Source organism: Yersinia sp. SCPM-O-B-9106 (C-191) (genome assembly GCF_026183365.1).
Classification (GTDB): domain Bacteria; phylum Pseudomonadota; class Gammaproteobacteria; order Enterobacterales; family Enterobacteriaceae; genus Yersinia; species Yersinia rochesterensis.
On the sequence record NZ_CP110791.1, the window covers coordinates 3,585,887 to 3,599,871 of the forward strand.

The following is a 13,985-nucleotide window of genomic DNA, read 5'->3' on the forward strand; positions in this document are numbered from 1 at the left end:
TATATATGCATAATTTTACACTTATTTTTTTATTTATATTATATTTTACTCCGACATTTTTAGGTGCATCACCTCCTATTAAGTCGTGCTACAATCAAATAAGCTCCCATAAAAAATCAGAGTGTCACAACAGCAAAAACATACGTGTTGGTGTCTTTTTACCTGCGAACCCTCCTTATAGCTTCAATATTAACACTAAAAAAACAGTTGGAATTTCATCTGATTACACTTTTATTATTGCGCGGAACTTAGGTGTTTCTATTGAAATGATACATTATCCAAATAGGGCTTTAGCATTAGACGCATTGAATGATGATAAAGTAGACATGCTGATAGATGACTCTGAAATACAATTATATGATACAAAAAGTTATCTAAGTAGTGTGCCACTTATAGCTGATGAGCCAGCTCTGGTCACTAGAGAAACAAGACGGCCAGAGTTAACAACAACAAAAAGAAACCCAAATATAGCTTTATCAAGTGGTTATTTAAGTGATGAGTGGGTAAGAAGATATTATCCTGATGCCAATATCATTCGTTATAACTCATCACTTGAGGCATTATCTTCTGTAGCATTCAAAAAAAATGATTTTTTTATTGGTAATTTGATTATTGCTAATTTCTTGATAGATCGTAATTATGGGAATGTTTTATCCATATTAGAACGATTCCCAATGCAAAATTTGGGCCCGAGGTTTATATTTAAACATGATGATTTTGAGTTAAAAAAAACCATCAATATGGCACTTGATAATATTACACTTGAGCAGCGCAAAGAGATTTATTTGAAATGGATTTTAGGCGCTGACCTATCGCAATATAAAAAACCGATTAATCTAACGCTAAAAGAGCAGCAATGGCTTGATAAGAACAAAGAGTTACAAGTTATTGTCGATCCACTTAATGCTCCATTTACTATGCTAAATCCTTCTGGAAAATTCTATGGTATCTCAGCCGAGATACTAAAGTTGCTCCATATTCGTACTGGTTTAAATTTTAATGTTATTGAGTCTAACCATGTTAACTCTATGACATATATAGTGCCGGGAAAAGATCGAATTATTATGTCAAGAGACTTTAGTAAAGTAAATACATTACTTACTGAGCCTTACATGGGAACACCATTTGTTTTAGTCGTTAAAAAAAATTGGGTAGTACAAAAAAACCTTTCCAATATTAAAAAATTAGCAATAACTCCAGATAATATATTAAAAAAGTGGATAGAACTCCATTATCCGAAAATTACTTTAGTAAAATTCGAAAATGCTAATGATGCTATGCGAATGGTTATAGATGGCACCGTTGATGCTTCTATAAATAACTTGGTCTCGGCGAATTATATAATTGAACATTATTTCCACGGTCAGCTTAGAATTGACCGTACGCTAGGTGATTCATTGTCGAAAATTTCATTTTCTGTTCCTAGTAATCAACCTGAGCTATACAGTATTTTAAATAAAGCCATAGCAGAAATTCCAAAGAGTGATATCTCTCTATTTATCAATAAATGGCAACCGACACCTGATATCAAGTTACAAACTTGGGTTGTATATCGGACTCAATTTTATTGGTTAATTGGCGTTTTCAGTACTCTGGTGATAAGTTCGTTAATTTGGAATTTTTATCTGCGCCGTGAAATCGTCCTACGCAAGGAAGTCCAATCAAAACTTCAGGAACAGATATACTTTAGAGATACGCTATTTATAGCCACACCAGTTCCACTTTATGTAGTTGATATTAATGGTGAAATAATTTTACGCAGTCAGGCTTGGAATGAGTTTTTTAAAATAAAGCCCAGTGTACTTAGTAGAATTCCTCTGACATCACCAAAACACCCTTTAGCTACTATTTATCTTGAGTTGTGCATGATATTACGATCACCAGATATCCCCACCCCCGAACCAGTACGTTATAGCATAAATGATGGAGAAAAAGATCATTCAATTATACATTATTCAGTGTTATTTAGAAATTCTCGTGGAGAACCAGCTGGGTTGATTTGTAGTTGGCAAGATATTACATATTATGAATATTTAATGGCGGAAACTTCCAGCGCATGTGAGCGAGCAGAACAAGCTAATCGGGCCAAAAGTGATTTTCTTGCTACGATGAGTCATGACATCAGAACCCCTGTCAACTCCATACTAGGATTATTGGAGCTGTTAGTTACCCGTAAAGAAGATTATGAGATGAATATGGACTCGATTCATATTGCTTATGAAACAGCGCAATCATTGACGGCCCTGGTTGGAGATATTCTTGATATGGATAAGATTGAATCAGGGAAATTAGAATTATCTCCAGAGTGGGTAACAATTTATGATCTGTCTAATCCTATAGTGCAGTCTTTTAAAGGACTTGCACGTAACAAAAATTTAAAACTTAATTACTATATTGAAGAAATAGATTTTAATGAAGTATATATAGACGTAATGCGTTGGCGACAAGTGTTATCAAACCTGATTAGCAACTCAATAAAATTCACAACCTATGGCTCCGTCGATGTTTTTGTTACTAATCGATTAATGAACAACCAAAAAATAATGTTAGAGTTAGTCGTCAATGATACAGGTGTGGGTATTGACAGCGAAGAGCAAGTAGATATATTTGCCCCTTATAAACAATCCTATGCAGGAAAAAAACAAACAGGTTCCGGCCTCGGTCTGGCAATATGTGCCCAATTAGTTACACTTATGGGTGGGGAAATCAAGCTAGACAGTAAACTTGAATGTGGTACAAGCATCCGAATAAGAATGCCTTTGGAAGGTCGACTACAAGCTAGAAAAATAAAAAATGATACGAATATACTATCAACTAGTGAACACCCCCTTTATATTCTTGTGGTTGACGATCATGCAACCAATAGATTATTGCTAAACCGTCAGCTTGTTCGATTGGGGCATCATGTTACTGAAGCTGAAAACGGCATGCAAGCATTGCAGTTATACCGTAATAACCATTTTGATCTGGTGATCACTGATTGTGGTATGCCAATAATGGATGGATTAACATTAGCGCGTTCACTGCGTAGCGAGCAAATAGGTTCGTTATCAATATTAGGTTTAACCGCTAACGCACAATCCAAGATAAGACAGAATTGCCTTGATGCTGGAATGGATGACTGTTTATTTAAGCCATTGCGTTTATTACAACTGGAGGAGACCCTTTGTAAAATTCCACTGACTAATAAAATATATGAACTAAAAGGTGTTTTAGAAGATTTAGTTGATTTGAGCGGTCTTCAACATTTAACTCAATATGATAATGAACTTTTGCACTCTCTGTTACGATCAGTATATGAAGAAAATACTAAGGATATGCAACAAGCTCTTATATCATTTGATACACAGCAATGGTTAGGATTAGCCAGTCATTTGCACCGACTGGTAGGTGCCGCGAAAATAATAGGGGCTCTAGATGTAGAAAAATGTTGTCGTAAACTTGAAAAATACTGTAAAGGAGAGCCTGATGTATATGAGGTATCTAAACAATTAAAGCATAGCATGGAAGCAATTAATAAACTTAATCATGCTATTGATTTTTTTATCAAAAAAAATGGAATAGATTAATAAAACCACCATGTTATTTTAATAGAAATAGTCTTATTTCAGTAAAACACGTTTTCTTTATGATGAGCCTCCTTTGGTTGTATTTTAACCAGAGAACTCTATTATGCGGCAAGACTTAATTCAGGGGGCTACAGGTTAGCCCATACTCACGTAACAATGCATTTGCATTATCATTGAACAACTTGTACCGGAGTTTGACCAAGCGAACTAATCCAGCTTGACGACGGGAAAATCATGACGCCGACGTTGATTTACCGCCAGGTGCGATTCAATTGCCAGAAAGCTGGCTGAGGTGCATTGATTATCTTTCATTTACATATGTTAAATATGTAATGTTTATGTAACAAGAATGGAAAGAGATATCTTGCTTTTTGCCAGGAGTTTTTAGGTTGAGTTCAAAACTAATGGTATGTGTTAGCACACTCAAAGAATTTTAAGAATAACAACAATTGACAATAATAATCATTCACATCTACAATCAGCGATATGCGCGATTTAAAATATAAAAATATATTCATTACAACAACAACACTGATAATTTTTATTGTTGTTTGGCAACTGGTTAGCTTATCAGGGAAATTTAGTGTTTATATTTTACCCAAACCCATTACGGTTGTAAAAACAGCCTATGAACTGCTGGTATCAGGTGAACTAATTCGGCATTTGCTAATTAGCCTAGAACGTATTTTCTGGGGATATTTACTTGCTATTATTATTTCATCAATCTTAACATTGCTACTCTGCTCCAGTAGTGTGATCAAAAGTATCATTGACCCACCATTGAACTTTTTAAGACAAATCCCACCTCTCGCACTGTTACCATTATTACTTGCTTGGGTTGGCATTGGGGAAGAGCAAAAAATAGCCGTTATTATTTTGGGATGCTTATTCCCTATTTTATTTAATTTTATCGGTGGTGTGGAACAAGTTGATAAAAAACTTATTGATGTTGCTAAAGTATTAAACTTCAATCAATCAGAAATATTTTATCGCATTTATTTACCGTCGGCCTTGCCCTCTATTTTAATAGGGTTAAGAGTCGGTTTAGGTTTTAGTTGGCGGTCACTCGTCGGAGCTGAATTAATTGCTAGCAGTGCGGGTCTGGGCTATATGATGCTTGATGCTGAATCTTTAGCCAGAACGGATATTATTTTGGTTGGCGTGTTCGTCATAGGTTGTATGGGCATGCTTACCGATTATCTATTATCTAAATTAATCAATAAATTGTCACCTTGGCATGCTCAAGAAAAATGAAAAAGCAGCAACTATGAATATTCAAAATTTATCTATTCATTACCCTAGCAATCAAGGCATTATCAAGGCGTTAGAAGATATAACCTTATCTCTTGATAAAGGGACATTTTTGACAATTATAGGTAAGAGTGGTTGTGGGAAAAGTACACTTTTACAGGCTATTGCTAATTTATGTCAAATAGATTTTGGTCAAATAACTCATGCGAATAATAAAACCCCGAGTATTGGTTTTATTTTTCAAGAACCACGTCTTATGCCTTGGCTTACTGTAAAAGAAAATATTTCTTTTGGTTTACAACACTTAAAAAAGAAAAAACCAGAGGTAATAAAAAAAAGAATTGATGACATATTACAATTAGTCAAATTAGAGAAATGTGGTTATATGTACCCAAATCAGCTATCCGGAGGGATGAAGCAGCGAGTATCTATTGCTCGCACCTTGGTGACTCAGCCAGATCTCTTATTATTAGATGAACCCTTTTCAGCACTTGATGCCTTTACTAAAAGAACATTACAAAATGAACTGCTTTCTTGGTGGAAAGATACAAGTAGCAGCGTCATTTTTGTCACCCATGATATAGAAGAAGCCATATTACTCGGACAAAGAGTTATTGTAATGGATGATGGGAGAATTACTGAAGATTTACTTATTGATTTAAAATATCCTCGCGAAATAGATCAAGACGAAGTTGTCAAAATGCGCCGTTATCTTACCGATAAACTCATGCCCAATTAACAAGAGAAATTTTTACTATGCAACACTTGATAAAATCTATTTTATTGGTAGTCACTTTTATTATTCAAATACCAGCATTTGCTAATGATGCTGACACATTAAATATCACTTATGTGACGTCACCGTTTAATATGCCATCCATTATTATGCGCGAAAAAGGTTTTTTAGATAATGAAGTGGCAGTTTACAACAAACAAGTGAATAACTCCGTTATCACTTCAGGAGCAAAGCAGACCCAAGCAATGGCTGCTGGTAAAATTGACATTGCCAGTGTGCTGGGATCCTCATCCGCCATTTTAGCAAAAGCTAATGGTGCTCCAATTGAAATTATTGCTGCATTTTCTCGTGGCCCAAAAGCTTATACAGTTATGACTATGGATAAAAAAATTAAAAGTATTAGTGATCTAAAAGGCAAGAAAGTTGCGGGGCCAAAAGGGACGGTACTCAATCAATTGTTAGTCTCGGCACTGAAAAGTCAGGGACTTACCCTTAATGATATTGAATACATCAACATGGACATTCCTGCAGCAAGTGCGGCGTTACTATCAGGTAAAGTCGATGCCGCCACTCTTGCTGGGGCTCATGTAATCGATGCTGAAAAATCAGGTGCTGTATTACTTGCTGATGGTGAAGGGTTAATTAATCCAACAACGGTTATCGCCGCACGTTCTGATTGGGTAAAAAATAATCCAGAACTAGTAAAAGCCTATTTTTCTGCCCATTTGAAAGCTATTGATTTCATCAAAAAATATCCAGATGAAGCATTGGAAATTACAGCTAAAGAACAAAAACTAAGCTTGGAAGATGCTAAAAAACAATTTTTGTTGTACGACTTCAACCCTGTGCTGACCTCAGTTGATATTAAAAACTTAAATGAAGATCAAGATTTCATGATTGAAAATGGTATGTTACAGGACACCAAACGTATTGATATTGCAAAAGATTTAATTTCCACGTCAGTGTATAAATAACGAACGGAAAAATAAATTATGAAATTTTCGATTTTAGATCCTGTGATCATTGAACCTAATTCAACGTCAGCAAAAGCACTACAGAGTTCTATTGATTTGGCTAAATATGTCGAATCTCTCGATTTTGCTCGTTATTGGATTGTCGAGCATCATGGTGTGCATTATGAAGCGACACCATCACCCGAGATTCTTGCATCAGCAATTTTAAGCCAAACAAAAAAAATTAACGTTGGGGTGGGTGGCTTTTTACTTAACAATTACAGCCCTTATAAAGTTGCTCAGATAATCAAAAGCTTAAATGCACTCTATCCTGATAGAGTAGATTTTGGTATTGGGCAATCGTCATCAGGTCAATTACAAGACTTTGCTCTGCAAGCAAATCGTGTATCTGAAACTAATTATAATCCTGACCAAGCAATGGATGAATTAATACGCTGGTTAGCTAATGATTTTGAAGCTGATAATCCGTTCTCAACCATCCCGATAATGCGAGATGAATCTAATTATGACAATATTTGGGCGCTAGTAGTGTCCGAATATAGTGCTAAAAGAGCCGCAAGCCTTGGTATTAACCTTGCTTGTAGTGCGTTCCATCAACCAGAAAAAGCGGTAAATAGTATTGCGACTTATCGTCAAAATTATCAACACACGATGAAATATAGCACTGCCAGTAAACCAAAAGATTTACTCGCTATTCGATTAATCGTTGCAGATACTCAAGAAGAAGCAGAAAAAATGGCGATGCCGATGCGCCATATATTCCATCAACGCAGAAACCTTAATATTATGCCTCTTACTATGCCAACAATAGATGAGGCAATTGCTGATGCAGGAGGAATATGGCCTGCAGAAACTTCGCCTTGGCCAATGTATGTCATTGGTGACAAAGAGCAGGTATATGCAAAACTGAGTAATATGATAGAGCAGACAGGCGTTAATGAAATCATGTTACAAGACGTTTTACCCACATTCGATATTCGCAAAAAAATGTATGCCAATGTGGCAGAATTGGCGCATAAATTACGCTAAGAAGTAGAAAGCACCGGGCGGTTGCATAAGCTGAACCAATGACCGGTGCTGATTATCGAACAAATGAACACCGCTGATGGCCCATGGATTGCATTCCAACACATGAAAATGACCGTCACTGTCTTCGATAAAGTCAAAGCCCACTTGGCCGCTGTAGCTGGTTTCACGGACAAACAGCTGAAGAAATTGGCGCACCGGTTCAGGGGGCATTCGCTGAAAGTAAATCCCCGAGCCACAGTCCACACGGTAACGAGAAAGCATCAGATGCTGCCTGCTGCGACCACATAAAGAGATTGCGTTGACCGGTAAACCACGATATTCGGCGATAAATGCTCAATTCCTGCGGATGAGTCATCGCGGAAAGCTTCTCCATTAAAGGACAATCATTCGGCTTTACCTTGCTAGACTCATCGCACTTCGATTATGACACCGAACCTACATGCCGGACATGTCGTTACTGATCAGTGACTTCAGACCAGAAAAAACCTTGCGCCTTCAATCACACTGAAATTTTTCGCCGCAGTACAGCACAAGTTTTATATTAAAGGAAAAGGCCCTAAGGTCACAGATAGGGCCAATGCTCCATAGACTACTCAGTCGAGGGGACTATTTTAAAACCTAATATCAGAGCGTTGCGTGACATATTATTAATCTAAGCGTAGCCGGTTCTAGTGGTAACACACGAAAATACTAAGCTAATTATTTTAATAATATGCTAAATAAAACCGGCCTCTTATTTGTCAATTCGAGACAGTTATTTCCCACATTAATGAATATTCACTGCGCGTTAGAGGGCTGTGCCAGCAATGCATACCGGTTCAGAAGTTGGGTAAACCGGCTGTCTATCTGTTGGCTCAGTGCCAATGGCGGAGTTTGCCCTGACTCTAACTGCTCCTGATACTGCCGCAACAACTCTTCCAGTGGCACAGTCTGTGTTAGCGGCTGCTGGATAGCATAGACGGCAGATTTCAGTTCAGAGACAGTCATATATCCACGTTTTTTCTCATCCAAACTGTTCAGACGCTCAGCCAACTGCTGCAAGCGGTCTTGCGCCAGCGCGTAATGTTTCAGCTCCACCAATGGGGCAGCCCCACTCTCTCTTTGCTGTTGCCAGAAGGTACTCAACCGTTTGACCTCTGGATTAGCAGGCCACAGCTGTTGCGCCTGCGCTAATAGTGCATCACCCTGCCCCTGCGCCCATAAAGGTGGTAAATGTGCCAGCTGATCCAATTGCGCTGCACTGGCCTGCAACACGGGTTCCGCCAGCCGCGCCCACTCGATATCTGAGGCCTGATTCTTCAGTTCATCCATTGATTTAGTTGTTAACGGTGCAGGTAAAGGCGCAGCGCGAGCTAACAATGCCTCTTCCAGCGGAGCGGATGACCATAACTGCCAGATAGCAAAACTGCCCGCCATTAACACCGCCATCAGCGATAACCCGGCAACAAAACCCTGCCCAGCCTTCCAGCGCGGAGGTGGCGGCGACGGCGGTGCGGACAATACCACCTGAACACTCGGTGGAGCCGGTTCGTTGACAATATAAACCAGTGGCTCTGGCTCACTGACTGCGGCAGATGACAATGTGGGCTGCATTTGTGGTTCAGAGATATCCGCGTGTCGCGCCGGAACCGTCAACCGGTCTGGCGTATCAGAACTCGCCTCGGCACTTTCCAGACGCAATGCTGCGTTATGCAACATCAGGCGAACACCATCTAATTTACTCAAATGCTTGAGTTCTAAAGTTTGTAGTTGAGTACACAGTTGCTCCAGCGCACGTTCAGCCCGATACACCTGAGCTAGGTCGCCATAGCACAGTGTCATGGTGCGCCAGACTTGCTGTAATCGGTCACTCAACCAAGCCAGTAACGCTACTCGGGCATGAGTTTGCGGTGGCCACAATGCGCTCCATTGATGAGATAGCAAGCCCGCCAGCAGCTCCAGCCCTTCACATAATCCTGCTAGCCCGGCAATATGAGTTCGCGCCAGGGTAAAATCTACCGTGGTCTGCAACTCAACGCCGTTTTGGCGGAACAGGGCTAAACAAAGCTGCTCAACCCGCGCCCAGTCAACATCGGGGCGGGCGGGATGATGTAACTTGCCAATTTCGTCACGTAAGGCGCTGAATTCAGCAAAATGGCGGGGATCACCGCCAGTTTTCAACGTACGCTCGGTATTCGGTGCCATAGTTTGTCTTCCCTGATAAAACATTAAAACGACTCCCTCGGATCGAGGTAGTGTTGTTGCTTAAGATGGCGCATCAGCACCCGGCCTTCTGGCATAAACGCCGTGCCATACCGCACTAGCCCCAGCCCTTTCAGCTCGGCCTCAATGCCGTATTCCAAATGCCCCGGCGCGGTCTGCGGCAATAAAAACACCTGTAAACTTTTTAGCCGCGGCTCGTATTTCAGCAACACATCTGAGAGGGTATCAATTAACTGATGAGAGGTCCCCGGCATGCCTTGCAATATTTTAGTCATATCCGGAAGCCCGAAATCAGATAAATGAGAAATGGTTCCAGCCCGGGAATTGAGTATCCGCTGGATATTATCCAATACCGATAATATGACCTGTTCTTCTTCACTCACGATATTGAGTGGTAAATCACCGCTGAAGTTACCGGTGAGGATTTCATACAGAGAGGGGGAGTTTTGGTCCATTTATTTACCTGACTGAAAATATATTACGTCCATCATTATCAGTACAACAAGATAGTAACTAACTAAACTTATAGAAAGTAACTCATCACTGTCATTATTTTTAAGTAAGAACACGTCATCATAAAACTCAAAATAAGAAAATCTAGCAGTAAATTACACCCAATATAATTTAACTTAATATAAAAAAGGATAAAGAGCCAATCACAAAAATACATCTAATCATTAATATTTCCTCTATAGGGATAACCCTAACAGGGTGTAATTAATGTTATTACCAATAAATAAATAAATAAATAAATAAATAAATAAATAAATAAATAAATAAATAGCCTACCATTCAAAAAACAAACCAATTATAAGTATTGCAACAAAGCTTACAGGCCAAACATAATTAGCAGCCAATGAAATAGAAAAAACAAATATCACCCGCAACCTTGTGAAAGATAATATCTAGAGTACTATTGTACAAAGCCGAATATAAGCCATAGCAGTAATCACAAAAATCATTGCCGCTACAAAATTCTAGATTTAAAATAATTTTGTTTTTAGTTGCAGATGCTATATTTAACTAAGTCCATACTGGGTATCACTTCTACTTAATGTGGCTCAATATTTCTAACTATTATTTTCTTGTCGTGAATTTTATTTACAATAGTAAGACCTAGGATCACAAATAAATACCCTATAAAACCAGATAGGAACATTAATGTTACTCTGAGAGGATTTGTGCCGTACCATGTGGTAAACATAATTACAAATACCGACACTATCATTACTAATGAAAACCTTGCTTTCAGAAATGGTGAAATAAACACAGCAGGCATTACTATAAAATTCATATAAAACATAACAAAACCTAACGTCACCCCCCTGCTCTGGGGTTTAAAATGGCCCATATACCATTCATGACCTAGTTGATGGATGGAGAAAACAACAAAGCACGCCATTAATGCTATGATGACCTTGAACACAAAGATTTTATTTATTCCATATCCAACACTTTCTTAGCCGCCAAAATGAAAATATATCCATTTACTACACTAACCCCCATTAATATAACTCGAAGAGGGTGCAATGAGTACCATTCAAAGAATAAATAGCATATTACACAAAATAAAATCGCAAAACCAACCCTAAAGTTTGTGAATAAAGTTACAAATAAAACAGGAGAGGCAATCAATAAAAAATAGAAATATATAAATATCATTCCAACACTTCGGTGAGAAGCAATATCGAACATACTCATGTACAAAACTGAGCCAAAATTGTAACTACCAAACATAATGATGACTGAGATAACAAAGATTATTAGCTTTAAAATAAATTTATTTTTGATGCCAAACACCATCTTTATATAACTCATTTTTATCTATTGGCCTTCCCTGCATGATTAGATCAATTAGCTATGTACCCTAATAGCAAGCAACCGCGTCTTTATGCAGAGTCATACTCAGACTGAGGGCATTTCCATCGAACGAATCACAAAGAAATCCTGCGAAATGTGAGCACCTTGGTCCACAGTTTGTACATTGTGAACAAACCAGGCAAACATTTCTGGGGGAGCATTGTCATCAGACAATGGCGGGGTCACCCCCTGATAGGCAGCATGAGCATATTGCAGAAATCTTTTCGCCCTTCTTAAACCCGGCTCATATACATCAGGCACAATATAGCGCCGTTTGTCATTAGGGTTCGTTTCTATACTGTTTTTTATCCCCACAGCAGCGCTGTGAACATCATCCAGCCAGCCCCAATTTTTTTTCAGAGTATCGCGTTCAGTCCTAAACTGATCGGCGATCCTCTGCGCTTGCGGTGTAATACCTAACATTCCCGCAGAGGCACCAGCTGAAGCCATCACCTGTTCACGCTGTTCCTCATACTTCATACATTCACTGCGGTATTGATAAAATTGTTTCCCCAGCCAGTCAATGTAGCTGTCAAGATGGTAGTTCTGCGCGGCAACACTGAGCTTTTTATAAGGCACAGCTTGCTGGTAGATTTTTGTCCACTGTGCGACAGACTTGTTATTGACGCTATCTTGCATGATGAAGTAGCCGGCAACTGTTTCAGAATACGCCTGTAAGGTCTGAAAGTCTGGAAAGGGAACACCAGCCATAGTTGCTGCGCGGTACATGCGGTGTAGCGCGACTCTGCACAGTTCCGCACTCGGTTTTTGTTCATTCGGTTTCAGGCCGCCACCCACATCCTCAGAGCAACCAGGCAGTAATTCTTCCCGATGCGTTTCCTTGTTTCCGCCCAGACGATAGAGACAACGCCAAACCCGTGTTTCATGCGCCGCAACCAAATGAAGGGCACTTTTCACCGCTTCGGGTAGCGCAGAATGTTGATCAATGGATTTATCACCCAACAGAATACTGACCCCTCTTACCGGCCCGCCAAACGCGGAAACAAACCAGTCCACACCGTTGTCGCTGCTAGCGGGTGTATGACGGGCGCAATCAAACAAACCGGTAAAAATAATCTCTACGGGAATATTTTGGTAAAAGTATTTATCTCCCTGCTTCTGGCAAATATCACCAAGCAGAGTATCGATAAATTTACGTGCAAGGGTTGCACCAAGATCAAAGCCAAATAATGAAATAGAGATCAACTTGATGGGTACCTGACTCTTAACTTTAGCTTCTTTGAAGGCTTCTTCAAAAGTAGTTTTAGTAGAAGTTATTCGGGTATCAACACCAGTGACCAGCATGTCCGCAATGGTGGGGTTATCACGCAACCAAGGTGTGGCTTCGATGCTGGCTTTCTTTACTGCATTTTTAGCCGTATCACCAACCAGTTTTTTCCACTCTGTGGGGTTGATTAACTTTTTCCCTGAGTCTTTTAGAATTTCCCACCAATTGCCACCTTTCAGTAATTCCATTCCGGCATCTTTCACCATTTCACCTGGCTGATTTTTTAAATCATCCAGCGCACTGCTCTCTGCACCATCCATTATGGTATGAAGTTTTGCAATCAGGTTTTCATGAAAGGGTGTACCAAGTCCAGAGATGTAAAACTTAGAATAACTATTTGAGGATGAATCTTGTATCTCATCAGGATATGCCCTGAATAAGCGCGCCACGTTACTGAGACGTTGCTCTGGGGCATCCTGCTCAATATTGCGATGAACGCCGTCAAAAAAGAAACCTAGATGCCAAGTTCGAGAGCAGTTTCCCAGTCCAGCATCATCAGCCTGTTGAGCACGGTTTGCGGCCGCAGCAAGGCTTTCAATATCCATGATTATTGTTCCTGTAAGTTCGCATATTTTGCCGTATCCGGAAGTTCTCCTACTTTTGGATGAATAAACCCTGTTCCCCACCACAAACGGACGTTATCTCCCGGTAGAAAATAGACATGTAGATAGTTCTCTTCCCACTTACGTTCCGGTAAAGGCATATCAACACGGCGCGTTTCAAGGCGCATGCCTTTAAGATACTGCTCATGGGTAATATCCAGAGTCCAAATAACTTCCGCCTTGTTGTCACTTATACTGCCGCAACAAGTTGCCCCCCCACCTCCGTGAGCAAAAGCATTCGATCCAGCCACACCATTAACACTAAATCCCAGAATAGGCCGGTCAATTTCACTATGAATAATCAAGGTTACTGGCCCAGTCGGTGGGCCCCATATAGATGCCCATACCAACCAGCCGCCGTATGCCAGCACCATCGCCAGCAAGCTGCCCCAAACCCATTTACCCCAACGGGCATAGCCGCGATTAACAGCACCGTCAATTTTTTCCAGCCGGTTAAAAAATCCCATTATTTTT

At 39.8% G+C, this 13,985-nt stretch carries 10 protein-coding genes and 2 pseudogenes; 6 read left to right on the forward strand and 6 right to left on the reverse strand.

Annotated features, from left to right (window positions below; translation table 11 throughout):
* Positions 1–5 precede the first annotated feature (5 nt).
* The 5 genes from OP863_RS16385 (at position 6) to OP863_RS16405 (ending at position 7,559) form a co-directional block, all read left to right on the forward strand.
* The gene (locus tag OP863_RS16385) at positions 6–3,569 is read left to right on the forward strand and encodes a response regulator (RefSeq protein ID WP_265525590.1); all 3,564 of its coding nucleotides are present in this window, start codon (positions 6–8) and stop codon (positions 3,567–3,569) included.
* Positions 3,570–4,055: 486 nt separating this feature from the next.
* Entirely contained in the window at positions 4,056–4,823 is a 768-nt protein-coding gene (locus tag OP863_RS16390; protein WP_038630792.1) for an ABC transporter permease, read from the forward strand.
* Complete coding sequence (locus OP863_RS16395) at positions 4,807–5,559, forward strand: ABC transporter ATP-binding protein (RefSeq protein ID WP_038630790.1); 753 nt, start codon at positions 4,807–4,809, stop codon at positions 5,557–5,559. The genes OP863_RS16390 and OP863_RS16395 overlap by 17 nt, the downstream gene beginning before the upstream one ends.
* Positions 5,560–5,576: 17 nt before the next feature.
* Entirely contained in the window at positions 5,577–6,530 is a 954-nt protein-coding gene (locus tag OP863_RS16400) for an ABC transporter substrate-binding protein (RefSeq protein ID WP_145591549.1), read from the forward strand.
* 18 nt (positions 6,531–6,548) lie between these two features.
* Positions 6,549–7,559, forward strand: coding sequence for an MsnO8 family LLM class oxidoreductase (locus tag OP863_RS16405; RefSeq protein WP_145591548.1), 1,011 nt, complete (start codon positions 6,549–6,551; stop codon positions 7,557–7,559).
* On the opposite strand, the gene OP863_RS16410 is transcribed toward OP863_RS16405, so the two are convergent.
* Both OP863_RS16410 and OP863_RS16415 read right to left on the reverse strand, forming a co-directional pair.
* A complete protein-coding gene (locus tag OP863_RS16410; RefSeq protein ID WP_186368310.1) occupies positions 7,551–7,820 on the reverse strand; it encodes a hypothetical protein in 270 nt (89 codons plus the stop codon). The two genes, OP863_RS16405 and OP863_RS16410, sit on opposite strands and share 9 nt — an antisense overlap.
* Positions 7,804–7,920, reverse strand: a pseudogene (locus OP863_RS16415) (LysR family transcriptional regulator); the annotation flags it as partial. The pseudogene OP863_RS16415 and the gene OP863_RS16410, both read right to left, overlap by 17 nt.
* A gap of 10 nt (positions 7,921–7,930) precedes the next feature.
* On the opposite strand from OP863_RS16415, the pseudogene OP863_RS16420 reads away from it, so the two are divergent.
* Positions 7,931–8,129, forward strand: a pseudogene (locus tag OP863_RS16420) (DsbA family protein); the annotation flags it as partial.
* 207 nt (positions 8,130–8,336) lie between these two features.
* On the opposite strand, the gene OP863_RS16425 reads toward OP863_RS16420, so the two are convergent.
* The 4 genes from OP863_RS16425 to OP863_RS16440 all read right to left on the reverse strand — a co-directional run bounded on the left by OP863_RS16425 (position 8,337) and on the right by OP863_RS16440 (position 13,978).
* Positions 8,337–9,743, reverse strand: coding sequence for a VasL domain-containing protein (locus OP863_RS16425; protein ID WP_265525591.1), 1,407 nt, complete (start codon positions 9,741–9,743; stop codon positions 8,337–8,339).
* 23 nt (positions 9,744–9,766) lie between these two features.
* Entirely contained in the window at positions 9,767–10,216 is a 450-nt protein-coding gene (tssE, locus tag OP863_RS16430; protein ID WP_265525592.1) for a type VI secretion system baseplate subunit TssE, read from the reverse strand.
* 1,450 nt (positions 10,217–11,666) lie between these two features.
* A complete protein-coding gene (locus OP863_RS16435; RefSeq protein ID WP_265525593.1) occupies positions 11,667–13,454 on the reverse strand; it encodes a phospholipase effector Tle1 domain-containing protein in 1,788 nt (595 codons plus the stop codon).
* Between the two features lie 2 nt (positions 13,455–13,456).
* On the reverse strand, positions 13,457–13,978 hold the full coding sequence (locus OP863_RS16440; protein WP_265525594.1) for a DUF3304 domain-containing protein: 522 nt from the start codon (positions 13,976–13,978) through the stop codon (positions 13,457–13,459).
* Positions 13,979–13,985 lie beyond the last annotated feature (7 nt).

Excerpts from the sequence above, each read along its gene's own strand:
- tssE (WP_265525592.1), bottom strand. The coding sequence starts at position 10,216 with ATGGACCAAAACTCCCCCTCTCTGTATGAAATCCTCACCGGTAACTTC.
- OP863_RS16385 (WP_265525590.1), top strand. The coding sequence starts at position 6 with ATGCATAATTTTACACTTATTTTTTTATTTATATTATATTTTACTCCG.
- OP863_RS16405 (WP_145591548.1), top strand. The coding sequence starts at position 6,549 with ATGAAATTTTCGATTTTAGATCCTGTGATCATTGAACCTAATTCAACG.
- OP863_RS16440 (WP_265525594.1), bottom strand. The coding sequence starts at position 13,978 with ATGGGATTTTTTAACCGGCTGGAAAAAATTGACGGTGCTGTTAATCGC.
- OP863_RS16390 (WP_038630792.1), top strand. The coding sequence starts at position 4,056 with ATGCGCGATTTAAAATATAAAAATATATTCATTACAACAACAACACTG.
- OP863_RS16410 (WP_186368310.1), bottom strand. The coding sequence starts at position 7,820 with ATGCTTTCTCGTTACCGTGTGGACTGTGGCTCGGGGATTTACTTTCAG.
- OP863_RS16395 (WP_038630790.1), top strand. The coding sequence starts at position 4,807 with ATGCTCAAGAAAAATGAAAAAGCAGCAACTATGAATATTCAAAATTTA.
- OP863_RS16425 (WP_265525591.1), bottom strand. The coding sequence starts at position 9,743 with ATGGCACCGAATACCGAGCGTACGTTGAAAACTGGCGGTGATCCCCGC.
- OP863_RS16400 (WP_145591549.1), top strand. The coding sequence starts at position 5,577 with ATGCAACACTTGATAAAATCTATTTTATTGGTAGTCACTTTTATTATT.
- OP863_RS16435 (WP_265525593.1), bottom strand. The coding sequence starts at position 13,454 with ATGGATATTGAAAGCCTTGCTGCGGCCGCAAACCGTGCTCAACAGGCT.